The 25,163-nt window shown below is 69.9% G+C and carries 25 protein-coding genes and 1 pseudogene; 14 read left to right on the top strand and 12 right to left on the bottom strand.

From position 1 onward, the window contains the following. Positions 1-133 precede the first annotated feature (133 nt). Positions 134-1,726, top strand: a complete 1,593-nt coding sequence (locus tag SYYSPA8_RS21160) for a YibE/F family protein (protein WP_323448806.1) — start codon at positions 134-136, stop codon at positions 1,724-1,726. A 32-nt stretch (positions 1,727-1,758) separates the two neighbouring features. Here the strand turns inward: SYYSPA8_RS21160 and SYYSPA8_RS21155 are convergent, their stop codons facing one another. The 4 genes and pseudogenes from SYYSPA8_RS21155 to SYYSPA8_RS21140 form a co-directional block, all read right to left on the bottom strand. Further along, a complete protein-coding gene (locus tag SYYSPA8_RS21155) occupies positions 1,759-2,199 on the bottom strand; it encodes an SsgA family sporulation/cell division regulator (protein WP_323448833.1) in 441 nt (146 codons plus the stop codon). A 333-nt stretch (positions 2,200-2,532) separates the two neighbouring features. Then, positions 2,533-2,769, bottom strand: a pseudogene (locus SYYSPA8_RS21150) (helix-turn-helix domain-containing protein); the annotation flags it as partial. Positions 2,770-2,974: 205 nt separating this feature from the next. Beyond that, entirely contained in the window at positions 2,975-3,193 is a 219-nt protein-coding gene (locus SYYSPA8_RS21145; protein ID WP_323448805.1) for a DUF5326 family protein, read from the bottom strand. A 189-nt stretch (positions 3,194-3,382) separates the two neighbouring features. Then, on the bottom strand, positions 3,383-3,700 hold the full coding sequence (locus tag SYYSPA8_RS21140) for a cupin domain-containing protein (RefSeq protein WP_323448804.1): 318 nt from the start codon (positions 3,698-3,700) through the stop codon (positions 3,383-3,385). A 51-nt stretch (positions 3,701-3,751) separates the two neighbouring features. On the opposite strand from SYYSPA8_RS21140, the gene SYYSPA8_RS21135 reads away from it, so the two are divergent. The 6 genes from SYYSPA8_RS21135 to SYYSPA8_RS21110 all read left to right on the top strand — a co-directional run bounded on the left by SYYSPA8_RS21135 (position 3,752) and on the right by SYYSPA8_RS21110 (position 8,718). Continuing rightward, the gene (locus SYYSPA8_RS21135; RefSeq protein WP_323448803.1) at positions 3,752-4,129 is read left to right on the top strand and encodes a phage holin family protein; all 378 of its coding nucleotides are present in this window, start codon (positions 3,752-3,754) and stop codon (positions 4,127-4,129) included. A gap of 112 nt (positions 4,130-4,241) precedes the next feature. Next, positions 4,242-5,393 carry a cystathionine gamma-lyase gene (locus SYYSPA8_RS21130; RefSeq protein ID WP_323448802.1) on the top strand — a complete coding sequence of 384 codons (1,152 nt, stop codon included), beginning with the start codon at positions 4,242-4,244 and terminating at the stop codon, positions 5,391-5,393. Positions 5,394-5,636: 243 nt separating this feature from the next. Continuing rightward, positions 5,637-6,527 carry a LysR family transcriptional regulator gene (locus tag SYYSPA8_RS21125; protein ID WP_323448832.1) on the top strand — a complete coding sequence of 297 codons (891 nt, stop codon included), beginning with the start codon at positions 5,637-5,639 and terminating at the stop codon, positions 6,525-6,527. Positions 6,528-6,577: 50 nt separating this feature from the next. Then, positions 6,578-7,057, top strand: a complete 480-nt coding sequence (locus SYYSPA8_RS21120) for an NUDIX domain-containing protein (RefSeq protein WP_323448801.1) — start codon at positions 6,578-6,580, stop codon at positions 7,055-7,057. Between the two features lie 160 nt (positions 7,058-7,217). Next, the gene (locus tag SYYSPA8_RS21115) at positions 7,218-8,072 is read left to right on the top strand and encodes a GNAT family N-acetyltransferase (protein WP_323448800.1); all 855 of its coding nucleotides are present in this window, start codon (positions 7,218-7,220) and stop codon (positions 8,070-8,072) included. 187 nt (positions 8,073-8,259) lie between these two features. Continuing rightward, positions 8,260-8,718: a MarR family winged helix-turn-helix transcriptional regulator gene (locus SYYSPA8_RS21110; protein WP_323448799.1), complete on the top strand. Its 459-nt coding sequence runs from the start codon at positions 8,260-8,262 to the stop codon at positions 8,716-8,718. Between the two features lie 34 nt (positions 8,719-8,752). Here the strand turns inward: SYYSPA8_RS21110 and SYYSPA8_RS21105 are convergent, their stop codons facing one another. Beyond that, positions 8,753-10,144, bottom strand: a complete 1,392-nt coding sequence (locus tag SYYSPA8_RS21105) for a serine hydrolase domain-containing protein (RefSeq protein ID WP_323448798.1) — start codon at positions 10,142-10,144, stop codon at positions 8,753-8,755. 96 nt (positions 10,145-10,240) lie between these two features. Next, positions 10,241-11,707 (bottom strand): replicative DNA helicase, encoded by a 1,467-nt coding sequence (gene dnaB, locus SYYSPA8_RS21100; RefSeq protein WP_323448831.1) that lies wholly within the window; start codon positions 11,705-11,707, stop codon positions 10,241-10,243. Positions 11,708-12,150: 443 nt separating this feature from the next. On the opposite strand from dnaB, the gene SYYSPA8_RS21095 reads away from it, so the two are divergent. Next, entirely contained in the window at positions 12,151-13,488 is a 1,338-nt protein-coding gene (locus tag SYYSPA8_RS21095; RefSeq protein WP_323448797.1) for an MATE family efflux transporter, read from the top strand. Between the two features lie 193 nt (positions 13,489-13,681). Here the strand turns inward: SYYSPA8_RS21095 and rplI are convergent, their stop codons facing one another. The 4 genes from rplI to rpsF form a co-directional block, all read right to left on the bottom strand. Beyond that, positions 13,682-14,128, bottom strand: coding sequence for a 50S ribosomal protein L9 (rplI, locus tag SYYSPA8_RS21090; RefSeq protein ID WP_323448796.1), 447 nt, complete (start codon positions 14,126-14,128; stop codon positions 13,682-13,684). A gap of 18 nt (positions 14,129-14,146) precedes the next feature. Then, positions 14,147-14,383 carry a 30S ribosomal protein S18 gene (gene rpsR / locus SYYSPA8_RS21085; protein WP_003956534.1) on the bottom strand — a complete coding sequence of 79 codons (237 nt, stop codon included), beginning with the start codon at positions 14,381-14,383 and terminating at the stop codon, positions 14,147-14,149. Positions 14,384-14,446: 63 nt separating this feature from the next. Further along, positions 14,447-15,031: a single-stranded DNA-binding protein gene (locus SYYSPA8_RS21080; RefSeq protein ID WP_323448795.1), complete on the bottom strand. Its 585-nt coding sequence runs from the start codon at positions 15,029-15,031 to the stop codon at positions 14,447-14,449. 74 nt (positions 15,032-15,105) lie between these two features. After that, positions 15,106-15,396 (bottom strand): 30S ribosomal protein S6, encoded by a 291-nt coding sequence (gene rpsF / locus SYYSPA8_RS21075; RefSeq protein ID WP_323448794.1) that lies wholly within the window; start codon positions 15,394-15,396, stop codon positions 15,106-15,108. A 281-nt stretch (positions 15,397-15,677) separates the two neighbouring features. On the opposite strand from rpsF, the gene SYYSPA8_RS21070 reads away from it, so the two are divergent. From SYYSPA8_RS21070 to SYYSPA8_RS21060, 3 genes are all read left to right on the top strand, one after another. Beyond that, positions 15,678-15,983 (top strand): hypothetical protein, encoded by a 306-nt coding sequence (locus tag SYYSPA8_RS21070; RefSeq protein WP_323448793.1) that lies wholly within the window; start codon positions 15,678-15,680, stop codon positions 15,981-15,983. A gap of 232 nt (positions 15,984-16,215) precedes the next feature. After that, positions 16,216-17,334 carry a lipid II:glycine glycyltransferase FemX gene (locus SYYSPA8_RS21065; protein WP_323448792.1) on the top strand — a complete coding sequence of 373 codons (1,119 nt, stop codon included), beginning with the start codon at positions 16,216-16,218 and terminating at the stop codon, positions 17,332-17,334. Positions 17,335-17,463: 129 nt separating this feature from the next. Then, positions 17,464-18,495 carry an alanine racemase gene (locus SYYSPA8_RS21060; RefSeq protein WP_323448791.1) on the top strand — a complete coding sequence of 344 codons (1,032 nt, stop codon included), beginning with the start codon at positions 17,464-17,466 and terminating at the stop codon, positions 18,493-18,495. Between the two features lie 15 nt (positions 18,496-18,510). Here SYYSPA8_RS21060 and SYYSPA8_RS21055 read toward each other — a convergent pair whose 3' ends face one another. Both SYYSPA8_RS21055 and SYYSPA8_RS21050 read right to left on the bottom strand, forming a co-directional pair. Further along, a complete protein-coding gene (locus SYYSPA8_RS21055) occupies positions 18,511-20,049 on the bottom strand; it encodes a glycosyltransferase family 87 protein (RefSeq protein ID WP_323448790.1) in 1,539 nt (512 codons plus the stop codon). Positions 20,050-20,183: 134 nt separating this feature from the next. Further along, positions 20,184-22,538, bottom strand: coding sequence for a transglycosylase domain-containing protein (locus SYYSPA8_RS21050; RefSeq protein ID WP_323448789.1), 2,355 nt, complete (start codon positions 22,536-22,538; stop codon positions 20,184-20,186). A 60-nt stretch (positions 22,539-22,598) separates the two neighbouring features. Between SYYSPA8_RS21050 and SYYSPA8_RS21045 the strand changes: the two genes are divergently transcribed. From SYYSPA8_RS21045 to SYYSPA8_RS21035, 3 genes are all read left to right on the top strand, one after another. After that, positions 22,599-22,826, top strand: coding sequence for a hypothetical protein (locus SYYSPA8_RS21045; protein ID WP_323448788.1), 228 nt, complete (start codon positions 22,599-22,601; stop codon positions 22,824-22,826). 432 nt (positions 22,827-23,258) lie between these two features. After that, positions 23,259-23,975 (top strand): PadR family transcriptional regulator, encoded by a 717-nt coding sequence (locus tag SYYSPA8_RS21040; RefSeq protein WP_323448830.1) that lies wholly within the window; start codon positions 23,259-23,261, stop codon positions 23,973-23,975. Between the two features lie 51 nt (positions 23,976-24,026). After that, positions 24,027-25,109 (top strand): inositol-3-phosphate synthase, encoded by a 1,083-nt coding sequence (locus SYYSPA8_RS21035; protein WP_323448787.1) that lies wholly within the window; start codon positions 24,027-24,029, stop codon positions 25,107-25,109. Positions 25,110-25,163: the final 54 nt, after the last annotated feature.

Here is a 25,163-nt window from a genome sequence, read left to right as displayed (position 1 = left end):
TCGGCTCCTGCGGAGGTCAGCGCCCTCTCAGCCCGGTGCTCCGAGCTCCCGCGTGTGCAAAGGTGCCACCACGCTAGCGTCCCCGCTGGCGTGCTGAACAGAGGCCCCCCGCCGTTCTTGCGATGATCGGTCGGTGACCTCTTCGCCGCACGACCCCCAGCAGGAGTACGCTCCTCCGCTGCCGCCCGGTCCACCGGGGCCGTCCGCGCCCGGCCACCACCACAGCCACGGCCACGGAACCGCGCACGAATCCGCGGGCCATGACCCCGGGCCCGGCCACGGACATGCGCCCGGCCACGGCCACGGACATGGGCATACGCACAGCCATGGGCCCGCCGCTCCCGTCTCCCGGCATCTGCGCCGGGTGATCGCCGCCGTGCTGATCCCCTTCGCCGCCGCGGTCGTCGTGGGGCTGGCCGTGCTCTGGCCCGGCTCGGCACCCGCCCATGAACGCACCGGTGTCGGCTTCGACCGGCAGACGGAGAGCGCCGTGGTGACCGCGGTCGAGCGGATCGACTGCGCGAGCGTGAACGCCGGTCAGGTGCCGCCGACCGAGACGATCGACACCCCGCAGGGCCGTGAGGCGGCCGCCCGGCAGCAGGGCACATGCGGCAAGGCCCGGATCGAGGTCACCAGCGGGGAGAACAAGGGGCGGACCTTCAACGAGATCGTCCAGCCCGACGCACCGCGCCAGTTGACGCAGGATCAGAAGGTCGTGGTGGCGTACGCGCCGGACGCCCCCCGGGAACTCCAGTACGCCGTGATCGACATCGAGCGCACGGTCCCGATGGCGCTGCTGGCCGCGATCTTCGCGCTCGCCGTGGTCCTGGTGGGACGGATGCGCGGCGTGATGGCGCTGGTCGCGCTGGTGGCCTCCTTCGCCGTACTGACCTTCTTCATCCTGCCCGCGATCCTGGACGGCGCCAATCCGCTGCTCGTCGCGGTGGTCGGGGCGAGCGCGATCATGCTCATCGCGCTCTATCTCTGCCACGGTCTGACCGCGCGGACCTCGGTCGCGGTCCTCGGCACCCTGGTCTCGCTGATGCTGATCGGCCTGCTGGGCTCGGTCTTCATCGACTGGGCGGCGCTCTCCGGCAACACCGACGACAACACCGGTCTCATCCATGGTCTCTATCCCGGGATCGACATGAGCGGTCTGCTGCTCGCCGGGGTGATCATCGGCTCCCTCGGGGTGCTGGACGATGTGACGGTCACCCAGACCTCGGCCGTCTGGGAGCTGCACCAGGCGGATCCGCGCATGGGGCCGCGGGCGCTGTACCGCGCGGGCATCCGGATCGGCCGGGACCATATCGCGTCGGTGGTCAACACCCTGGTCCTGGCCTACGCGGGCGCCGCGCTGCCGCTGCTGCTGCTGTTCTCCGTGGCCCAGAGCGACATGGGCTCCGTCGCGGGCAGCGAGGTGGTGGCGACGGAGATCGTACGGACCCTCATCGGCTCCATCGGCCTGGTGGCCTCCGTGCCGGTGACGACGGCGCTGGCCGCGCTGGTCGTCTCCGCCGACCGCTCACCGGCCTCCGGGGTGGCGCAGAACGGCCCGCCGGGCGGCGGTGCGGCCACGGCCGCGCACCAGCCGTCCGGGGCAGGACCCGGCGGGACGGTGCCGGGGCAGCCGCCGGTCCGGGACGTACCCGGCCGCTCCCCGGGCGCCGGCCTCGGCGGAATGGTGCCGGGCCTGGGCGGCAAGGGCCGCCGCCGCAAACGCTAGGGCCTCTCGTTTGGATCTTGCCGGGGTGCCGATCAGCCCGCGTTCTCCTCCGCCTCCGCGAGGATGTCGCTCAGCGCGGAGTCGAGGTCGCCCTCGCAGTCCCCGTACTTCTGCTCGTCCCCCAGGGGCACCAGCCGGTCGGTGCGGTCGAGAAAGGCCACGACCGGAGCGGACCCGACCAGGAAGAACGCCCGCTCCTGCCCCACCTGGAGCCGGATGCCGAGGTCGGCACGGCGGCCCGGGCCGGTCGGCCCGATGTGGACATCTCCGTCCCCGGTGGGCCCGGCCACTCCGCCCACCAGGAGATCGCGGCTGAACGCCCAGGTCACCGGCGTGTCCCCGGGGAGATGAAAGGTCATTCGCACGGCGTAGGGGTCATCCGTCTCGTACCGCAGTTCCACCGGAATCCGGAACGACAACTCCTCGGAGACAAGGAAGTTCATCTGGACCTCGGCCTGGACCGACTCGCGCATCATGTACCCCGCGGTGAATGAAGGCTGCTGAAAGTCTGTCGAAAAAGGCCAGGAACGATCCACCCGACCCTCAGCCGCCATCGTGCTGCAATCCCACGGGAGACTACAAGGAGTGATTTTTCAGATACTGATAGAGAAAAATCCTGGCGTTCCGTGACCGACTGTAGGCATCGGTTGGCGTGGCCGGTCCGATGAGCCGCGATCATTCGGTCATCCGGCTCTCCGCTCACCCCGGCCGCCGCGACCACCCATGACGCACGGGCCCCACGGCGCCGGCCGGGATCACACGGTCAGGCAGTCGCGCAGGGCCCCGCACCCGGCCCCGCCCACGGCCAGCCGGCCGACGGCGCCACCGAGGACGAAGACCCCCTTCTCCCGGCGCAGATATCCCTCATGGGTCAGGGTGCGCAGCAGGTGGTAGGCGGTGGGCAGGGGAATGCCCGCTTCCCGGGCGAGCTGTTTGGCGGGGGCTCCGTCCGGGTGCGCGGCGGCGGCCTCCAGCAGCCTCAGGGCCCGCCGCACCGAGCCGATCAGTGTCGGGGCGGCGGCAGCACGTGTCTCTGTGGCCAAAGATCACCCCTGGGCGTGGTGACGGGCGCTCGGCCCGCCCGCGGGGGCCTCCCCCGCGTACCCGTCGCCGACGGCCCCGACTGCTGTCCCGGGGGCGGGACGGGGTCGTGGCGGCGGCCTGTCACTGTAACGGCCTTCCCCGGGGCGGGAGCGGCCCGGTCAGGAGGGGTTCCCTCAGCCGGGTGAAGAGTCGTACCGGTGGCATCTACCACTCCTTCCGCGAGTTCGACGCCGGTATGAACTTCCGTACGACATAGACGATTCCGGCGATGAACGCGACCAGGATCAGCGCCCGGAAGAGCAGGGCGATCACAAAGCCGACCACGTTCGCGATCAGCCCGCCGAAGACGGCGAGGAGGAGCAGGGGCAGCACGACCCACTTCACCCACCACGGCAGGCCCGCGAAACGCTCCCGAACAGACATGGCCCCGACCTCTCTCCTGCGACTCTCCTGCGACGGACCCGGCCCTCGGCGGCGCTCTGGGTCATGTCTCGATGCTAGGCAGGCGGCGGCTCGAACGGGGGTCCGTCACCCCTTGAACTCCCCTGAGCGTTCCCCTAGGGAATACGGGGTCCGTCCGGGCCGGATCTCGGGGTGCGCGGACCGGGCCGTTCAGTCCTCCGGGGGCGAGAAGACGACCATGACCCGCAGGTCCTCGGTGATGTGGTGGAACTTGTGCGGCATCCCGGCCGGGACATGGACCACGCTGCCCCGCCCCACCTGTGTGGTCTCCATGCCCACGGTGAGGGACGCGCGGCCGCTCACCACGAGGTAGACCTCGTCCTGATCGTGCGGAAGCTGTGGGTCCAGCTCGCCGGCATTGAGCGCGTAGAGGCCGACGGACATATTCCGCTCACGCAGGAACCGTAGATAGGCCCCGTCGTTCGCGGCCCGCTCGGCCTCCAGCTCGTCCAGTCGGAACGCCTTCATCCGTCGTCTACCCCTGCCGTGGTGGCCGTCTTGTCTGTCACGATCAGACACATGATGAATTTTCTCGTCAAGACGATCGCGAACGCGGCGGCCTTGGCGGTGGCGATCTGGCTGATCGGCGGCATCACCCTCACCGGTGGGAACACCGGTGACAAGGTGCTGGCCCTGCTGGCCGTGACACTGCTCTTCGGCCTGGTCAACGCGGTCGTCAAACCTGTGGTGAATCTGCTGGCGTTCCCGCTGTTCGTCCTCACCCTCGGGCTGATCACGCTGGTCATCAACGCGTTGATGCTGATGCTGACCTCCTGGCTGGCCGATGTGGTGGACCTGGACTTCCATGTGGACGGCTTCGGGGCGGCCCTGCTGGGCGCACTGATCGTCTCGGTGGTCTCCTGGGCGCTGAACGTCGCCATACCCGAGCGGGACTGAGCCGGGGAGCCGGCGCCCCCGCACGGGGTCCGCGCACCGGGCCCGCCCCTCCCCCAGTCCCGATGCCCCCGCGTCACCGCGAGGGCAGAGAACAGAGAACCGAGCGATCCGCATGAACAGCGCAACCCCCCTGGGAGACGGTACGAGAGCGGTCCGGGCCGGGCTGCCCGCGCCGGTGAAGTACGAGCCGACCCTGCCGGGCCCGGTCTTCGCGGCCCATTTCCATCTGCCGGGCGAGCCCACCGGACCGTACACCTACGGCCGTGACTCCAATCCGACCTGGACCCTTCTGGAGCGGGCGATCGGCGAGCTGGAGGCCCCGGGCGAGCCGGTGGAGACGGTCGCCTTCGCCTCGGGCATGGCCGCGATCTCCGGTGTGCTCTTCTCCCAGCTGCGGACGGGCGACGCCGTGGTCCTGCCCAGCGACGGCTACCAGGCCCTGCCGCTGCTGGCCGAACGGCTGCGGGCCTGGGGGGTCGAGGTGCGGACCGCGCCCACGGGCGGGGACGCCCAGCTGTCGGCGCTGGCGGGGGCGCGGCTGCTGTGGATCGAGTCGCCGTCCAACCCCGGGCTCGACGTCTGCGACATCCGCCGGCTGGTGGCCGCGGCCCACGCCGAGGGCGCGCTCGTCGCCGTCGACAACACCCTCGCGACCCCGCTGGGGCAGCGGCCCCTGGAGCTGGGCGCCGACTTCTCGGTGGCGAGCGACACCAAGGGGACGACGGGCCACGGCGATCTGCTGCTCGGCCATGTGACCTGCCGGGATACCGCACGGGCGGCGGAGGTGCGGAACTGGCGCAAGGTCGCCGGGGCGATCCCGGGACCCATGGAGGCATGGCTCGCCCACCGTTCGCTCGCCACCGTGCAGCTGCGGATCGACCGGCAGTGCGCGAACGCGCTGGCCCTGGCGCGGGCCCTGGCCGGCCGTCCCGAGGTGTCGGGCCTGCGGTACCCCGGGCTCGCGGACGACCCCTCGTATCCGCTCGCGACCCGGCAGATGCGTCGGTACGGCGGTGTGGTCTCGTTCGTCCTGCCCGGTCAGGACCGTGCGGAACGGTTCCTGGAGGCCCTGCGGCTGGTGGACGACGCCACCAGCTTCGGCGGGGTCCGCTCGTCCGCGGAGCGGCGCGGCCGCTGGGGCGGGGACGCCGTCCCGGAGGGCTTCATCCGTTTCTCGGCGGGGGTGGAGGACCCCGAGGACCTGGTGGCGGATGTGCTGCGAGCCCTGAACGAGACAGCCGGGACGGCCGGAACGGGGGCGTAGGCGGGCCCCGGCCGGTCCTCGGGACCGGTCATGGCACCGGTCATGGCCGATTCCGGGCGTGCCGACGGGCGGCCCGAACCTCCCCCCTCGTGGCTCGGACCGCCCCGGTTCATCCCCCCGGGGAACCGCGCGAACAAGGCTAATTGACTCTGCGTCAGTGTCCAATCACGGTAGCGACAGCTACCTATCGACTTATTTATAGTTGTCCGGTCCGTGGATATAGTCGGCCGAGAGGCGCTCGGTATGGATCTGGCCCTGTTACGCACATTCGTCACGGTGCACCGGGCCGGATCCTTCACACGCGCAGCCGCCCTGCTCGGTCTCTCCCAGCCCACGGTGACCGGCCAGATACGGACCCTGGAACGCCAGCTGGGCCGACCTCTCTTCCTCCGCCAGGCGCGGGGAGTCACTCCCACCACCATCGGCGACGAGCTGGCCCACCGGGCCGCTCCCCATCTGGACGCCCTGGTCGAGATCGCCGAAACGGGCCTGGCCGAGGAATCGGGCGTCCGGACCCTGCATCTCGCGGGACTTCCCGAGTTCACCTCGCTGCGCGCCCTGCCCGCCCTCGCCCCCCTGACCTCCCAGGGGCTGGCCCTGCGGGCCTCCTTCGGCAACGCCGAGACGGCCCTCGACGGGCTGGCCGCCGGACACCACGACCTCGCCATCACCACGGCCCGGCCGCGCGGCGGCCTGCTGACCTCGACCCCGCTCTGCGACGAGGAACACGTCCTGGTCGCCTCGCCCCGCTGGGCCGCCCGCCTCGGCCCCGACGTCCTGCGCGGCGCCGATGTCCTGCTGGAACAGTTGCCCGTGGTCGATGTCCATGAGTCCCTGCCCCTGGTCTCCCGCTACTGGAACACCGTCTTCGAGACCCGTCCGGCCGTCGCCGGCGCCGTCATCGCCCCCGATCTCCGTGCCGTACTGGAGACGGCCGCCTCCGGCGCCGGACTCGCCGTCCTGCCCCGCTATCTCTGCGACGAGGCCCTGGAACGGGGCCGGCTGGTCGCCCTGCTCGATCCCCCGGTGCCCCCGCTGCGCACCTACTTCCTCGCCGTACGCACCGGGACGCTCGCGCTCCCCCACATCGCACGGGCCCATGAGTGGCTGCTGCGCGCCGCCGTCGACTGGTGACCTCCACCCGGAGGCGTTTCAGAACGCACCGTACGGGCCATTTTCCAGACATGACCGAACGACCCGTGGTCAAGCGCACAGCCCGCGCCATCCTGCTCGACGGTGACGATCTCATCCTGATCAAGCGCACCAAACCCGGAGTCGATCCCTACTGGCTGACCCCCGGCGGCGGCGTCGAGCCCGGGGACACCACCGTCGTCGCCGCGCTCCACCGCGAGCTGGACGAGGAGCTGGGTGCCAAGATCACCGATGTGGTGCCCTGCTTCGTGGACACGGTGGAGCACATCGCCGGCGGCGGGGTGACCGGGGTGAAGGTCCAGCACTTCTTCGTCTGCCGGCTGGAATCCATGGACCCCTCCCGGCGCCACGGCCCCGAGATCGAAGCCCCCCTGGGGGAGTACGAGATCGTACGGGTGCCCTTCAGCCGGATGGGGATCGCCGCCGTCCATCTGGTGCCCCTGTCCCTGCGCCACTATCTCGACGGCAATATCGAGGGCGTCCGCGCCATGCACGCCCCCGACCTGGGCTGACCCTCCGCTCCCCGGCGGCCGGACCATCCGGGGAGCGCCGCGCCCGCGGTGTTTCACGTGAAACATCGTCAGCACTCCGCCGGGGGCGGGCTCACCCACTTCCCGGAAAGCAGGGGAAAGCACTGGACGAGCGATCGCTGCGTCAGCGAGCCTGATCCTTATGCCGATTCCGCTCCCCGAGCTGCCGATCCGCCGTCTCACCTTGGACGATCTCGTCTCCTGCGCCGACCTCGCGGAGGACCGGGGCTGGCCACGCGAGGAACATAAATGGGGGCTTCTGCTCACGGCCGGTACCGGCTACGGCATCGACGACCCCTCGGGGAAGGGGCTGGTGGCGAGCTGTGTGGTGACCTCGTACGGCTCCCGGCTCGCGGCGATCGGGATGGTGGTCGTCGCCGAGCGGTGCGCCCGGCAGGGCATCGGGCTCCGGCTGATGCGCCATGTGCTGGCGGAGGCCGGGGACACCCCGCTCACCCTGCACGCGACCCCCAGCGGCCGGCCGCTCTACGAACGACTGGGCTTCACCGTGAGCGGCAGGGCGGAGATGGTCCTCGGTCCCTTCCGGGGCGAGGCCGGGGAGCCGGCGGTGGCCACCCGCCCGGCGACCGCGGAGGATCTGTCCGCGATCATCCGGCTGGACACGGAGATCTTCGGGATGGACCGCACCCATATGATCACGCGACTGCCCGCCTTCGCCGATCAGATCCGGGTCGCCGAGGAGAACGGCCGGCTGACGGGGTACGCGGCTGCCTGGCCCAATACGAACACCCATGTCATCGGCCCGCTGATCGCGCAGAACACCGGGACCGCCAAGGCGCTGGTCACCTCCCTGGCAGCGGGTACGGACCGGCCCCTGCGGACCGATATCGATGTCCGCCATACCGAACTGCTCGACTGGCTGAAGGAACGCGGGCTGGAGACGATCGCGTTCAACTCCGTGATGAACCACGCCCAGGACGATCTGCCGGGTGACTGGACCCGGCGCTTCGCCCCTCTCTCGGTCGCCATCGGCTGATCCGGGACGGCCGGAGCGGCCGCGCCTCCACCCCCGCCGCCCGTCGCCCGCCCCGGGCGGCGGGCGTCCGGCCGCACTACCCCGCGCGGGCGGAGCCGGGACCTCTCCCCCGATATTTGCATACGCGGACTTTTGCACTCGTCGACTACCCTGAGGGGTACGCCGCTGGGGCGTGGAGGAGGACAAGATGACCGCGACCGACCCCGCGCTCACCGGACTCGCCCAGGGCTGGTGCGCCCTCTCCCTGCTCCACGGAAGGATCGAGACGCGCATCGGGCGGGCCCTGGAGAGCGGGCACGGTCTGAGCGTGCGGGAGTTCTCCCTGCTCGACGTCCTCAGCCGCCAGCACAGCGGCCCCGGCGGGCACCTCCAGATGAAGGAGGTCGCCGAGGCCGTCGTCCTCAGCCAGAGCGCGACCACCCGGCTGGTGACCCGGCTGGAGGACCGTGGGCTGCTGCGGCGCTACCTCTGCGATACCGACCGCCGGGGCATCTACACCGATGTGACCGAGGCGGGGCTCGCCCTGCTCGACGAGGCCCGCCCCACCCATGACGCCGCCCTGCGCACGGCTTTCGAGGAGGCGGCGGCGAACCCGGTCCTCGCGCCGCTGGTCCGGACGGTTCAGGAGCTGCACGCCGCCGTGTAGCCCGTCGCCCCCGGGCCCGGTTCCACGTGAAACATCACCCCTGAGCGGGGTCCGGCACCCCGCGCCACCCGGCGGGGTCCACTCCGCCGGGGACCCCCGCGCCGGGCTCGTACGGCTCCCGGGTGAAGACGAAGGACCCCACGTCGAGATGGCGGACCGACCCGTCCTCCCGGCGCACCACCCGAAGGGTCTCCCCCGCGTGGTACCCGCTCTGACCCGTCCAGGTGCCGTTGTCCCCGGCGAGGAAGACGGCACCCCGGCCGGCCCCCTGGATCGGCTGGAGCTCCAGGGCCCGATCGGACAGCAGCCGCAGGACATAGGAGTACGTCCCCCAGTACCAGGGGCCGGTCAGCGCCAGCAGCTCCTGGTCGACGCCGGTGAGCGGCCTCCAGGGCGCCGGTACCCGGGGCTCGGCCTCCGCCACGGTCCGCACCAGCTCGACGGCGACGGCGGAGACATTCGGCCCCGATGTGGCGTTGGCGAGCACGACCGAGGCGATCCGGTCCTCCACGTCGAACCAGAGCCCGGCGACAAATCCGGGCAGCGAGCCGCCATGGCCCACCAGGGTGTGCTCCCGATCGCCGATGATCTGGAGCCCCAGCCCATAGGTGGCGTTCCACTCCCCGCTCTCCAGGGGCACGGACGGGGTCCTCATCTCCTGGACGGAGGACGCGCCCAGCACCCGTTCATCGCCCTCGGCGAGGAAGACGGCGAACCGGCAGAGGTCGGCGACCGTGGACCAGAGCCCGCCCGCCGGGGTCATCAGCCCCAGGTCCTCACTGGGCTCCGGCAGGAGCACATCGGCCCAGGGGTGCACCGCCCAGCCCTCGGCGGCGGGGGCCTGCGGCAGCACACTGGTACGGGTCATCCCCAGCGGTTCGAGGATCTCCCGCCGCAGCGCCTCCTCCCAGGTCCCGCCGCGCACCGCCGCGACCAGTGCGCCCAGCACGGTGTACCCGGTGTTGGAGTAGTGGTGACGGCGCCCGACGGGATGGGTCCCGGCCCCTTCCCCGAGCACATCGGCCAGCTCCGGCCGGAGCGCCCCCGGGGTCCGCTCCCACCAGGGCCCGGGCGGCTCCGCGCTCAGCCCGGCGCTGTGCCCGAGCAGCTGGGCGATCGTCACCTGCCCCAGCCCGGCCTCCGGAAGGTACCGCTCCACCGGGTCCTCCAGATCGAGCAGCCCTTCGTCCCTCAGCCGCAGCACCAGGACGGCGGTGAAGGTCTTGGTGATCGACCCGATGCGGTACTGCGTCTCCACGGCGTCGTCACCGCCGCCGGCGGCCCGGCCGCCGGTCCATACGAGTTCCCCCTCGCGCGCCACCCCGGCGACCAGGGAGGGGCACCGCCCCGCCGACTGGGCGGTGGCGATACGGGTCAACAGGGCCCGCTCGGTGGCGGGCAGCAACGCGGTCAGCGATGTGGTCATGGACAAAGGTCTATCGAAACCCCACCGCCGCCTCCGCCCCGGGGTCCCGGCCGGCTCTCCGCGCGTGTCGGCCACCGGGTCCCACCCCGGGCCGGATCAGGTCTGGGCCATGTCCACGAAGCGGGAGTAGTGGCCCTGGAAGGCCACCGTGATCGTCGCCGTCGGGCCGTTACGGTGCTTGGCGACGATCAGGTCGGCCTCGCCGGCGCGCGGGGACTCCTTCTCGTACGCGTCCTCGCGGTGCAGCAGGATCACCATGTCGGCGTCCTGCTCGATGGAGCCCGACTCACGCAGGTCGGAGACCATCGGCTTCTTGTCCGTCCGCTGCTCGGGGCCACGGTTCAGCTGGGAGAGCGCGATCACCGGAAGCTCCAGCTCCTTGGCGAGCAGCTTCAGGTTTCGAGACATGTCCGATACCTCCTGCTGACGGCTCTCGGCGCGCTTGGAGCCGCCGGACTGCATCAGCTGGAGATAGTCGATCACGACCAGCTTCAGATTGTTGCGCTGCTTCAGCCGGCGGCACTTCGCCCGGATCTCCATCATCGAGAGATTGGGGGAGTCGTCGATGTACAGCGGGGCCTGGGAGACATCCGGCATCCGGCGGGCGAGCCGGGTCCAGTCCTCGTCCGTCATGGTGCCGGAGCGCATGTGGTGGAGGGCCACCCGGGCCTCCGCCGACAGCAGACGCATCGCGATCTCGTTGCGCCCCATTTCCAGGGAGAAGATCACGCTCGGCAGATTGTTCTTGATCGAGCACGCACGGGCGAAGTCCAGGGCGAGCGTGGACTTACCCATGGCGGGCCGGGCCGCGATGACGATCATCTGGCCCGGGTGGAGACCGTTGGTCAGGGAGTCGAAGTCGGTGAACCCGGTGGGCACACCGGTCATCTCGCCGCTGCGGGAGCCGATCGCCTCGATCTCGTCGAGCGCCCCCTCCATGATCTCGCCCAGGGGCAGATAGTCCTCGCTGGTGCGCTGCTCGGTGACCGCGTAGATCTCGGCCTGGGCGGAGTTGACGATCTCGTCGACATCGCCGTCGGCGGCATAGCCCATCTGCGTGATCTTGGTGCCGGCCTCCACCAGCCGCCGCAGGACCGCCCGCTCATGGACGATCTCCGCGTAGTACGAGGCGTTCGCCGCGGTCGGGACCGACTGGACGAGGGTGTGGAGATAGGAGGCGCCGCCGACGCGGGTGATCTCGCCGCGCTTGACCAGCTCCGCCCCGACCGTGATGGGGTCGGCGGGCTCGCCCTTGGCGTAGAGGTCGAGGATGGCCGTGTAGATCGTCTCGTGGGCCGGGCGGTAGAAGTCGTGGCCCTTGATGATCTCCACGACATCGGCGATGGCGTCCTTGGAGAGCAGCATGCCGCCGAGGACCGACTGCTCGGCGTCGAGATCCTGGGGCGGCACCCGCTCGAAGCCGGGGGAGCCGCCCTCCCAGCCGCCGCCCTCCCGGCCGCGCTCGTGCTGGTCGTCGCGGCCGCCGCGCTGATCGCCGCGGCGCTGGCGGGAGACGGGCAGACGGTCGCCGGGGCTGTCCTCTGCCGCCCACGGGTCGTCCAAGGGCTCGGAGATACTCACCCCGGTCACCTCCTCCCGTCCGCTCCGCGGACCTCGCCGTGCCCCCTCTTTCTACGGCACAGGACTGACAAATCGAGCCGCCCAACTCCGCTTCCGGCGCGTCGGGCGACGGTCCACGGTAGGCCCCCGGGCACCGTCAGCCAATCTGGTTATCCACAGGCCATGTGGACGAGCGGCCCGATGCTGTGGAGAACTCCCCGGAACCTGTGTACGGACCGGGGGACAGTGCTGTGGACAAAATCATGCCTCGCTCCCGAGTGCCGCTCTGACCTGCGGCTTTTCCATCCACTGGCTGTGGGGGAGAAAAACTTTCCCGACTGGGCCAAGATCGCGACAAACAACGCGCCGTCACGCCGGGGCCACGCACTCAAGTAATAGGCGTTCTTCATTTGCGTCCATTACCTGTGGACGATTACCGTGAGCGCATGACCCAGGCTTCCACACCCGCGAAGGCGCAGCGGCGACGCCATGACCGCGAGATCGTCTCCCTCGCGCTCCCCGCCTTCGGAGCCCTGGTCGCCGAACCGCTCTTCATCATGGTCGACAGCGCCGTGGTGGGTCATCTCGGCACCCCCCAGCTGGCCGGTCTCGCCATCGCCGCCGCGCTGCTGATGACCACCGTGAGCATCTTCGTCTTCCTCGCCTACGCCACCACGGCGGCCGTCGCCAGACGGGTCGGCGCGGGCGACCTCACCGCCGCCATCCGGCAGGGCCTGGACGGCATCTGGCTCGCCGCCCTGCTGGGCGCGGCCATGGTGGCCCTCACCCTGCCGACGGCCCCCTGGCTGATCGACATCTTCGGGGCCTCCGACACCGCGACCCCGTACGCACTGACCTATCTGCGGATATCCAGCCTGGGAATACCCGCCATGCTGATCGTCCTCGCCGCCACCGGTGTCCTGCGCGGCCTCCAGGACACTCGTACCCCGCTCTATGTGGCCCTCGGCGGGTTCACCGCCAACGCCGTCCTCAATGTGGGCCTGGTGTACGGCGCCGGGCTCGGCATCGCCGGCTCGGCCTGGGGAACCGTCGTCGCCCAGTGGGGCATGGCCGTCGTCTATCTGATCGTGGTGGTCCGGGGCGCCCGGCGGCACCGGGCCCCTCTGCGCCCCCACGCCGCCGGCATCCGGGCCAGCGCCCGGGCCGGCGCCCCGCTCCTGGTCCGGACGCTCTCACTGCGGGCCGTGCTGATGATCGCCACCGCCGTCGCCGCCCGGATGGGAGACGCACAGATCGCCGCCCATCAGATCGTCCTCTCCCTCTGGAGCCTGATGGCCTTCGCGCTGGACGCCATCGCCATAGCCGGACAGGCGATCATCGGCCGCTATCTGGGCGCCGGGGACGCCGAGGGGGCCCGGCAGGCCTGCCGTCGGATGGTCCAGTGGGGCATCGCCTCCGGTGTGGCCCTCGGGCTGCTGCTGGTCGCCTCCCGGCCGCTGTTCACCCCGCTCTTCACCGGCGACCCACAGGTCCAGGACACCCTGCTGCCGGCCCTGCTGGTGATCGCCGTCTGCCAGCCCATCGCCGGGGTCGTCTACGTCCTCGACGGGGTACTGATGGGCGCGGGCGACGGACCCTATCTGGCCTGGGCCATGCTGATCACCCTGGCGGTCTTCACCCCGGCCGCCCTGCTGGTCCCCGCCCTCGGCGGCGGGCTGGCCGCGCTGTGGGCGGCGATGACCCTGATGATGGCCGTCCGGCTGGTGACCCTCTGGCTGCGCGCCCGGTCGGGACGGTGGATCGTCCTCGGCGCGACCCGCTGAGCCCCTGCACCGCCGCCGGCGCGAGACCGAGACCCGGCCTCCCACGCAGCCGTCGCCCTCACCGGCCGAGTCCGGGACACCGCCTTCGCTGTTTCACGTGAAACCGAGCGTTTCACGTGAAACATCCGGTGCCGGGCACGGCGAAAGGGCCGCACCCCGGGGGGTACGGCCCTTCCTCTGCTCTATCGCTGCCTCAGGCGGCGATGACCTCGATGCCGAAGGTCGCGGCAACCTCGGGGTGCAGACGCACGGACACCTGGTGCGAGCCCAGGGTCTTGATCGGCGAGCCCAGCTCGACGCGGCGCTTGTCGACCTCGGGGCCACCGGCGGACTTGATCGCCGAAGCGACGTCGCCCGGGGTGACGGAACCGAAGAGCCGGCCGGCGTCGCCGGAGCGAACGGCCAGACGGACCTTCACGCCTTCGAGCTTGGCCTTGATCTCATTGGCCTGCTCGATGGTCGCGATCTCGTGGATCTTGCGGGCGCGGCGGATCTGCGCCACGTCCTTCTCGCCACCCTTGGTCCAGCGGATCGCGAAACCACGCGGAACCAGGTAGTTGCGAGCGTAGCCGTCCTTGACCTCGACGACATCGCCGGCGGCACCGAGACCGGTGACCTCCTGGGTGAGGATGATCTTCATATCGCTGTCACCCTTCCCTTATCGCGCGGTGGACGTGTACGGCAGCAGCGCCATCTCACGGCTGTTCTTCACGGCCGTGGCGACGTCACGCTGGTGCTGAGTGCAGTTGCCGGTCACGCGGCGGGCACGGATCTTGCCGCGGTCGGAAATGAACTTCCGCAGCATGTTCGTGTCCTTGTAGTCCACGTACACGGTCTTGTCCTTGCAGAACGCGCAGACCTTTTTCTTCGGCTTGCGCACAGGCGGCTTCGCCATGATGTTTCTCCTGTGTGATCAAGAAGTGGGTGTGCGAGCGCCCCGGAAAGGACGGGAGAGTCCTTAGAAGGGGGGCTCGTCCGAGTAGCCGCCGCCGGAGCCACCGGAGCTGCCGCCCCAGTTGCCCCCGCCGCTCTGCTGCTGCCCGCCGGCCGGCGTACCGGTGGCCCAGGGGTCGTCGGCGGGAGCGCCGCCGCCCTGCTGAGCACCGCTGGGGCCACCGCCCCAGTTGCCGCCGCCCTGCTGCTGCCCGCCGCCGTAGCCACCCTGGCCACCGCTGCGACCGGTGGTCTTGGTGACCTTGGCCGTGGCGTTCTTGAGGCTGGGGCCGACTTCCTCGACGTCCAGCTCGTAGACCGTGCGCTTCACGCCCTCGCGGTCCTCGTACGACCGCTGCTTCAGCCGGCCCTGTACGACCACGCGCATACCGCGCTGGAGCGACTCGGCGACGTTCTCCGCCGCCTGACGCCAGACCGAGCAGGTCAGGAACAGGCTCTCGCCGTCCTTCCACTCATTGGTCTGACGGTCGAAGGTGCGGGGAGTGGACGCGACACGGAACTTCGCGACCGCCGCACCGGACGGGGTGAAGCGCAGCTCGGGGTCGTCGACAAGATTGCCGATGACCGTGATGACGGTCTCGCCTGCCATTGGGTGAACCTCTCGGCGGGATTGCTTCTGGCTGCTTGCTGCTACTCAAGCCCGATGACTGCTGAGCTGGATGCTCAGTGGGTCTCGGGACGGAGAACCTTGGTCCGGAGGACCGACTCGTTCAGGTTCATCTGTCGGTCGAGCTCCTTGACGACCGCAGGCTCGGCCTGGAGGTCGATGACCGAGTAGATGCCCTCGGGCTTCTTCTTGATCTCGTAAGAGAGACGACGACGGCCCCAGGTGTCGACCTTCTCGACCTTTCCGTTGCCCTCACGGACGACGGAGAGGAAGTTCTCGATCAGGGGGGCGACGGAGCGCTCCTCCAGATCGGGGTCGAGGATGACCATCACCTCGTAGTGACGCATGTGGAACCCACCTCCTTTGGACTCAGCGGCCACGGTCGTTCCGTGGCAGGAGGGTCGTGATGCGTGAACACCGATGCCCGAACACAGCAGCATCGGACCACCCGCCACCGACAGTGACGGGTGCCCGGCCTGGCCTGGGCAGACACCGGTGCAGACCGTACAGAGTACCTGCACTGGCGCGTGCGGTTGAAATCCAGCGGCCGGCGGCCGCAATCTGTACACATCGGGTGTGCACGGCGCTACGAAGCGCCGCGATTTCCGGCAACGCCAGGAGGTGCCAGATGGCACAGGCAGTGCGACGTCAGACATCCCTCTTCGCCACGGACGGCAAGCCCCACCCGCTCCAGGACACCCTGGCCGCGGCGACGCTCGTGCTGGGCGCTCTCGCGCTCATCACGTCGCTGTTCCACCATCTGCATCTGCTCAGCTCCTGGGCGGGCCTGCTGGGGATCCTCACCGGTGGCTACGGACAGTTCATCTCGGTGACGACCCGGGAGCGCACGGCCCTGGTCATCGGTCTGGGCGCCTCCGCCGTCGGCTTCTTCCTCGGCATGGCCCACGGCGGCCTCTTCGGCGGGGTCTTCTGACCGGCCGGAACGATCATCGGCCGGGCCGGACCGTCCACCGGTCCGGCCCGGCCGACCCTCCGCGCGACGGCGACGACGGCCCGGCCGGCGGTCACCGGCGGGCGGAGGGCGGGCATTCCCCACCGTCCCGGGGCCACGCGGCCATTCGGGGTGTTCCCCGCGCCCAGTAGGCTTCGGCGCGAGAGCCGGAGCCCCTGATCCATGGGGACACACCTGCCGAGGAGCGCCCCGCATGAGCCTGACCCTGAGGACCATCAGCCGAGAGCAGCATCTGGCGTACATCCAGTCCCTGCCATCGGCCAGTCACTGCCAGGTTCCGGCGTGGGCCGATGTGAAGACGGAGTGGCGCCAGGAGAACCTGGGCTGGTTCGACCGTACCGGCCAGCTGGTGGGCGTGGGTCTGGTGCTCTACCGCCAGCTGCCGAAGATCAAGCGGTATCTCGCGTACCTCCCCGAGGGACCGGTGATCAACTGGTACGCGCCCAATCTGGACGACTGGCTGAAGCCGATGCTCGCCCACCTCAAGCAGCAGGGCGCCTTCTCCGTGAAGATGGGCCCGCCGGTGGTCATCCGCCGCTGGGACGCCCCCGCCATCAAGGCCGGCATCCAGGACCCGGACGTCAAGCGCCTGCGGGACGTCGAGGCGACGTACATCGAGCCGCGCGCCTTCGAGGTGTCCGACCGGCTGCGCAAGATGGGCTGGCAGCAGGCCGAGGACGGCGGCGCCGGCTTCGGTGATGTCCAGCCCCGCTACGTCTACCAGGTGCCGCTGGCCAACCGCTCGCTCGACGATGTCCACAAGGGCTTCAACCAGCTGTGGCGCCGCAACATCAAGAAGGCCGAGAAGGCCGGTGTCGAGGTGGTCCAGGGTGGCTACTACGACCTGGAGGAGTGGCAGCGCCTGTACGAGATCACGGCGGTGCGCGACCGTTTTCGGCCGCGTCCGCTCTCGTACTTCCAGCGCATGTGGTCCGTCCTCAACACCGAGGACCCCAACCGGATGCGGCTGTACTTCGCCCGCCACAACGGGGTGAACCTCTCCGCGGCCACGATGCTCGTCGTCGGCGGCCATGTCTGGTACTCGTACGGCGCGTCCGACAACATCGGCCGCGAGGTCCGGCCGTCGAACGCGATGCAGTGGCGGATGCTGCGGGACGCCTACGCGATGGGCGCGACCGTCTACGACCTGCGCGGCATCAGCGACTCCCTGGACGAGACGGACCACCTCTTCGGTCTGATCCAGTTCAAGGTCGGCACGGGCGGCGAGGCCGTCGAGTACGTCGGCGAGTGGGACTTCCCGCTCAACAAGATGCTGCACAAGGCACTCGACATGTATATGTCCCGCCGCTGAGGCGGACCGCGCCGCCGCAGGGCCGGTGGGTGCAGGGCTGCTGACGCGCCCGCGCCCACCCCGTAACCTCGTAGATCCCGTACGTACCCCCAGCTGTACAGCAGCCACCAGAAAGGTCCCGGGCCGGCCATGGCGCTCTCCCTGTATGTCGACAACACGCGCTGGCGGGCGCACCAGAAGTCCGTGATCGACCAGTTCCCCGGGCTGATTCCGGTCTGCAAGGGCAACGGCTACGGCTTTGGCCATGAGCGGCTCTCCGAGGAGGCCAGCCGCTTCGGGGCGGACATGCTGGCCGTCGGCACCACGTACGAGGCCGCGCGGATCAAGGACTGGTTCGGCGGCAATCTGCTGGTGCTCACCCCCTTCCGGCGGGGCGAGGAGCCGGTTCCGCTGCCGGACCGGGTGATCCGTTCGGTGTCCTCCGTCGACGGCGTGCACGCCCTGGTCGGCGCGCGGGTCGTCATCGAGTGCATGAGCTCGATGAAGCGCCACGGGGTGCTGGAGCACGAGCTGGGGCAGCTCGCCGGGGCGATCGAGAACGTACGGCTGGAGGGCTTCGCCCTGCATCTGCCGCTGGACCGCACGGACGGCTCCGACGCGGTCGAGGAGGTCATCGGCTGGATGGACCGGCTGCGGGCCGCGCGGCTGCCGCTGCACACCATGTTCGTCAGCCATCTGCGCGCCGAGGAGCAGGCCCGGCTCCAGCAGCAGTTCCCGCAGACCCGGTTCCGGGCCCGGATCGGCACCCGGCTGTGGCTGGGCGACCACGACTCGACGCAGTACCGGGGCGCGGTCCTGGACGTGACCCGGGTGTCGAAGGGCGACCGCTTCGGCTACCGCCAGCAGAAGGCGGCCTCCGACGGCTGGCTGGTCGTCGTCGCCGGCGGCACCTCCCACGGTGTGGGCCTGGAGGCGCCGAAGGCGCTGCACGGCGTGATGCCGCGGGCCAAGGGTGTGGCCCGGGCCGGTCTGGCGACCGTGAACCGCAATCTGTCGCCGTTCGTCTGGGCGGGCAAGCAGCGCTGGTTCGCCGAGCCGCCGCACATGCAGGTCTCGATCCTGTTCGTCCCCTCCGACGCCCAGGAGCCGCGGGTCGGCGACGAGCTGGTGGCGCATCTGCGCCACACCACGACCCAGTTCGACCGGCTGGTCGACCACTAGGCCGTTTCTTACGAACTAGGACCTCGGGTCGCCGGGCCGGTCCTCCGCGGAGGCGGTACCGGCGGCCGACCGGGGTTCGACGCCCCAGTTCACCAGCGTCCCGGGACGGTTCTCCGGTGCGCCGGGGTGGCCGGCGGGCGCGGCGGGGCCCAGGACGAACCGGTCCGGCGCTCCGTCGAGGACGCCGCCCGAGGGGTCGTCCGACCCGTCCTGGCGTACGGGGTCGCGGTCCGGCCGCAGGATGTCGCGTACCACCACGGCGCACAGGTACAGCGTGCCCAGCAGGTGGGCGGCGATGGCGAGGTGGTAGCCCTCGGCCGGGAGCCCCTGGTTCTTCCCGCCGGTCGTGAACGCCAAGTACATCCAGATCCCCAGGAAGTACGCGACCTCGCACGCCTGCCAGATCAGGAAGTCGCGCCAGCGGGGCCGGGCCAGTGCGGCGAGCGGGATCAGCCAGAGGACGTACTGCGGCGAGTAGACCTTGTTGGTGAGGATGAACGCCGCGACGATCAGGAAGGCGAGCTGGGCGAAGCGCGGCCGGCTGGGGGCGCGGAGCGTGAGCACGGCCATCCCCAGGAAGACCAGCACCATCAGCAGCATCGCGTAGGTGTTCGCGGTCTCCGGTTCGATCATGGCGTCGGTGCGCTGCTTGAGGATCAGCCAGAAGGAGCCGAAGTCGACCTGGCGTTCCTGGCTGAAGGTGTAGAACTTCTTCCACCCCTCGGGGGCCGCCAGCATCACCGGGAGATTCACCAGCAGCCAGCTGCCGGCGGCGGTGAAGGACGCGGTGAAGAACTCGCGCCACCGTCCCGCGCGCCAGCAGAGCAGCAGCAGCGGGGCGAGCAGCAGCGCCGGATAGAGCTTGGCGGCGGTCGCGAGGCCGATGAGGACACCGAAGGCGACCGCCCGGCCCCGGGACCACATCAGCATCGCGGCGGCGGTGAGCGCGACGGCCAGCAGGTCCCAGTTGATCGTGGCGGTGAGCGCGAAGGCGGGCGCCAGGGCGACGAGCAGCGCGTCCCAGGGGCGGCGGCGGTGGGTGCGGGTGACACAGACCGCGATGACGGCGGTGCAGACGAGCAGCATGCCCGCGTTGACCATCCAGTACATCTGCTGCTGGTACTGGAGTGAGCCGTCGGCGATGTCGAGCCAGGCGGCGATCTGCATGAAGAGGCCGGTGAGGACCGGGTACTCCAGGTACTGCATGTCGCCGGGGAGCCGGTCGAAGTACGGGATGAGCCCTTCGGAGAAGCCCCGGCCGATGTAGAGGTGCGGGATGTCCGAGTAACAGGCGTGGGTGTACTGCGAGTTGACGCCCCGGAACCAGGCCCAGTTGTAGCAGGGCAGCTTCTGCACCATGCCGAGCGCGAACATGCCGATGGCCAGCAGTGCCACGACGCGTACGGGGGTGACGGAGCCGCCGGGGGAGCGCCGGGCCCAGCGGCCGGCCGGGCCGCCGATCAGTTCGCTGCCGGCCTTGGCGACGGGGTCCCGCCGGGTGGGCCGGACAGCCGGCCGGTCGTCGTACACGCTCGTCTCTTCTGCGCTGGGCATGGTGCTCATCCTGCCGTACGGAGGGGGTGTACGACCGAGGGCCGCCGAACCCGGGGGCACGGACCGTACCAGGGGTACGGGCGGTGCGCGCCGGGTTCGGCGGCCCTCGTGGACGGTGGGGCTCCGGGGGGGGATCAGCCGCCGGGGCCGCCCCAGAATCCGTCGGTTCCGGATTCCTCGCCGGGCCCGCCGGGATTGCCCGGGCCGCCGTTGGTGGAGTCCGACGCCGACGCGGTGGGGCTGGGGCTCGTCGGATTGCCGCACTGCCACTGGTCCCAGGGGGCGCAGGACTCCGAGGCCGTCGGGGACGGCGAGGCCGGCGGCTCCGAGGACTCGGTCGCGGACGGTGTCGGGTCGGGCGTCGACTCGGACTCGGTCGCGGACGGCGTCGGGTCGGGCGTCGACTCGGAGGCCGTGGGCGAGGGGGTGGGCTCGGGGCTGACCGCGCCGCCGCCGTAGACCGTCTCGCCGATCGGCCGGGGCTTGGGGAACTTCTTCACCGGCTCGCCCTCAAGGGCCTCGGCCATGTAGCGCTGCCAGATCTCGGACGGGAACGAGGAGCCGTGGATCTTCGCCTTGCCGCCGGTGCCGAACATCTCCTGGAAGCCCCGGTCGGTCGACTTCTCGTTGTCGTCCATCCGGTACATGTCGATCGCGGTGGACAGCTGCGGCGTGTAGCCGACGAACCAGGCCTGCTTGTTGCCGTCGGTGGTGCCGGTCTTCCCGGCGACCTGCCGGCCCGGGATCCGGGCGTTCTTGCCGGTGCCGTTGTCCTCGTCGACGACGTCCCGGAGCACGTCGGTCACATTGTCGGCGATCTCCGGGGAGAAGGCGGCGACGGGCTTGCTCTTGTGCTCGTAGATCGTGACGCCGCGCTTCTTCACCGTCTGGACGGAGTAGGGGTCGCGCTGCTCGCCGCTGGCGGCGAAGGTGCTGTACGCGCTGGCCATGCGGATCGCGCTGGGGGTGGAGATGCCGAGGGAGAACGAGGGCACGTCGGCCTTGTCCAGCGAGCCCTTGCGCAGTCCGGCGTCCTCCGCGGCCTCGCGCACCTTCGAGATGCCGATGTCCATGCCGAGCTGGACGAAGGGGGAGTTCGCGGAGACGACCATCGCCTCGCGCAGGGTGAGGTCGTCGTAGTCGTTGTCGTTGTCGTTGACCTGGAGGAGTTCCTTCCCCTCCTCGTTCCGCCAGACCTCGCCGTCGTACCTCTTGATCCGGAGCTTGTTGGCGCCGTTGTAGACGGTCTTGTCGGGGTTGACGAGGGTGCGCTGGTCGGCCGTCTGGACCGGGCCCAGGGCGGGATCGCGCACACCGTCGCGCATGGCGGCGGCCAGGACGAAGGGCTTGAACGTGGACCCGACCTGGGCGCCGGTCGTGTCGGCGTTGTTGGTGTAGTGCTTGGTGGCGTCCTCGCCACCGTAGATGGCCACGATCTTCCCGGTCCCCACCTCGACCGAGGCGCCGCCGAACTGGACATGGGTGTCCGTCTCCGGGCGCTTCTTCGGGTCGATGTTCTCCTTGCGGACCTTCGCGATCGTCTTTTCGAGCTTCTGGATCTTCTCTTTGTTGAAGGTGGTGTGGATCTCGTAGCCGCCCTGGGCGAGCTGCGGCTCGTCGATGCCCCGGTCGTTGTTGTTGAGGAAGTTCTCCTTGGCGAGGTCGACCAGATAGCCGATCTGCCCGCCCAGCTTCGCGCCCTTCTTGAGGGGGTCGGGCGTGGGGAAGCCCGCCTCGACAAACTTGTCGCGCTCCGCCGCGTCCAGGTACTTGTCCTTGACCATCTCGTCGAGGATCCAGCGCCAGCGCTTCTCGGCGCGCTTGGTGTTCGCTTCCTTGGTCGCGAGGGGGTGGCCGGGGGTGCCGGCCGGGTCGTACCAGGTCGCGCCCTTGAGCAGCGAGGCGAGGACGGCGCACTCGCTGGCGTTGAGGCGCTGGGCGTCCTTGCCGTAGTAGGTACGGGCGGCGGCCTGTATGCCGTAGGCGTTCCGGCCGTAGTACGAGCTGTTCAGGTACCCGGTGAGGATCTCGTCCTTGTCGACCGTGTTGTCGATCTTGATGGAGATGAAGAGTTCCTTGAACTTCCGGCTCAGGGTCTGGGACTGGTCGTTGAGCCGGGCGTTCTTCACATACTGCTGGGTGATGGTGGAACCGCTCTGGGTCTCCTGGCCCCGGGCCATGTTGAACAGGGCGCGGGTGATGCCGCGCGGATCGACGCCGGAGTCCTTCCAGAAGGTCTTGTTCTCCGCCGAGATCACGGCGTTCTGCATGTCCTTCGGGATCTGGCTGATGGAGATGTTCTGCCGGTTGACCTCGCCACCGGTCGCGATCATCTGGCTGCCGTCGTCCCAGTAGTAGACGTTGTTCTCCGCCTCGGCGAGCCGGTCGGGGTCGGGGACCTGCACCCAGGCGTACGCGAGCGCGGCGGCGGCCATCAGGCTGCCGAGGAAGCCGATGCACAGCGTGCTGGTGAGCTTCCAGGAGGGCATCCAGCGCCGCCAGCCGTGCTTGCCCCGGCGGGGATAGTCGATCAGCCGCCGGCGGCCGGAATGGCCGTCGTCGTGGCCTCCACCGCCACCACCGCCCCGGCCTCCGCCGCCGCGGCCGCCGGGACCCCCGTGGCCGGCGCCCGCGCCGCCCTCAGGATGTCGGCGACCGCCGCGCCGCGCGGCCCGGCGCGCTTCGGCGCGACCGCCGTAGGGCCGTTCCTGCGCGTACGGATCGGACGGGGAGTCCGCGGAGACTCCCTGGTACGGGGCCGCACGGCGGCCGGATGACTGCTGGGCACGCCTGGCAGCCGCTCGCCCGCCACCTTGGGGCTGCGGCGGTTTGCGACGGTGCTCGCTCATCGAACAACTACTCCTCGGGCAGGCGAGACGCCTGGAAGCGGCAGTGGTGTTCCGGTCCCCCCGAAATGGATACGGACGAGATCCGTCGAAGAGCTCATCCGCTGTGCATCCACGGCGATGACGCTCAAGGGCGTCACATGGTTCCCGGTGGTCTGCATCCGCACAGACTACGCACGCTCAAATCCCTCCCGACTCCGAAGTTCACCCCAAAACAGGCAAGTTGCTCCGGATCAATTGACGATGTGACGCCGTTCACCTTGACCCCTCTTGTCGCAGCGGACCCTCCGCCCTATCGTGCTGATGTATCGAGTCGATACATCAGCACGGCATAACGAGCCGGGACGGTGGAGGAGGGCCATGGTGAGCAGACGCTCGGGCATCCTTGAGTTCGCCGTACTCGGCCTGCTCCGTGAGGCTCCGATGCACGGGTATGAGCTGCGGAAACGGCTCAATACCTCACTGGGGATCTTCCGGGCCTTCAGCTACGGGACGCTCTACCCCTGCCTCAAGATGCTGGTCGCCAACGGCTGGCTGATCGAGGAGCCGGGAAACGCGCCTGACGAAGCGCTGTCCGCTTCACTCTCCGGACGCCGCGCCAAGATCGTCTACCGGTTGACCCCGGAGGGCAAGGAGCGCTTCGAGGAGCTGCTCTCCCACACCGGGCCGGACAGCTGGGAGGACGAGCACTTCGCCGCCCGCTTCGCCTTCTTCGGACAGACGGAGCGCGAGGTGCGGATGCGGGTGCTGGAAGGCCGCCGCAGCCGGCTGGAGGAGCGCCTGGAGAAGATGCGGGCCTCCCTGGCCCGTACCAGCGAGCGCCTGGACGGTTACACGCTGGAGCTTCAGCGTCACGGCATGGAGTCCGTGGAGCGCGAGGTGCGCTGGCTGAACGAGCTCATCGAGAGCGAGCGGGCGGGGCGGGACCAACGGCGGTCCGCCACCGACGGCGCGGCTCAGCAGGACAACAGAACCGGGTCGCCGGACGGCCTGCCCCGGAACGGGGACAGCGAGGCACCGGGGGGAGACTCCCCCGGGCCCGCCACCCCGCCGGATCCGTCCGACGGCACCGTCAACTGAAATCCCGCGGTCCGCGGGTTTTCATCCGAGATCACACAGGGAGCAACCGGAATGGGTTCGGTTCGCGTAGCCATCGTCGGCGTGGGCAACTGCGCCGCCTCGCTGGTCCAGGGCGTCGAGTACTACAAGGACGCCGACCCGAGCAGCAAGGTGCCGGGTCTCATGCACGTCCAGTTCGGCGAGTACCACGTCCGTGACGTCGAGTTCGTCGCCGCGTTCGACGTGGACGCCAAGAAGGTCGGCCTCGACCTCGCGGACGCCATCGGCGCCAGCGAGAACAACACCATCAAGATCTGCGACGTGCCGAACTCCGGCGTCACCGTGCAGCGCGGCCACACCCTGGACGGTCTCGGCAAGTACTACCGCGAGACCATCGAGGAGTCCGCCGAGGCCCCGGTCGACATCGTCCAGGTCCTCAAGGACAAGCAGGTCGACGTTCTGGTCTGCTACCTGCCCGTGGGCTCCGAGGACGCCGCGAAGTTCTACGCGCAGTGCGCCATCGACGCCAAGGTCGGCTTCGTCAACGCCCTCCCGGTCTTCATCGCCGGCACCAAGGAGTGGGCGGACAAGTTCACCGAGGCCGGTGTGCCGATCGTCGGTGACGACATCAAGTCGCAGGTCGGCGCCACCATCACGCACCGTGTGATGGCGAAGCTGTTCGAGGACCGGGGTGTCATCCTGGACCGCACCATGCAGCTGAACGTCGGCGGCAACATGGACTTCAAGAACATGCTGGAGCGGGAGCGGCTGGAGTCCAAGAAGATCTCCAAGACGCAGGCCGTCACCTCGCAGATCCCCGACCGCGAGCTGGGCGAGAAGAACGTCCACATCGGCCCCTCCGACTACGTGGCCTGGCTGGACGACCGCAAGTGGGCGTACGTCCGCCTGGAGGGTCGCGCGTTCGGCGATGTCCCGCTGAACCTGGAGTACAAGCTGGAGGTCTGGGACTCCCCGAACTCCGCCGGTGTCATCATCGACGCGGTGCGCGCGGCGAAGATCGCCAAGGACCGTGGGGTCGGCGGCCCGATCCTCTCCGCCTCCTCCTACTTCATGAAGTCCCCGCCGGTGCAGTACTTCGACGACGAGGCGCGCGAGAACGTCGAGAAGTTCATCAAGGGCGAGGTCGAGCGCTGATCACCGACGGGTCCTGAGCAGCCGGCTCAGGACCCGTCCGCCACAGGGTCCCCG

This window comes from Streptomyces yaizuensis, assembly GCF_034961445.1.
GTDB lineage: Bacteria > Actinomycetota > Actinomycetes > Streptomycetales > Streptomycetaceae > Streptomyces > Streptomyces yaizuensis.
The sequence above is the reverse complement of the archived record's forward strand: the minus strand, read 5'-3'. Positions and strand labels throughout refer to the sequence as shown.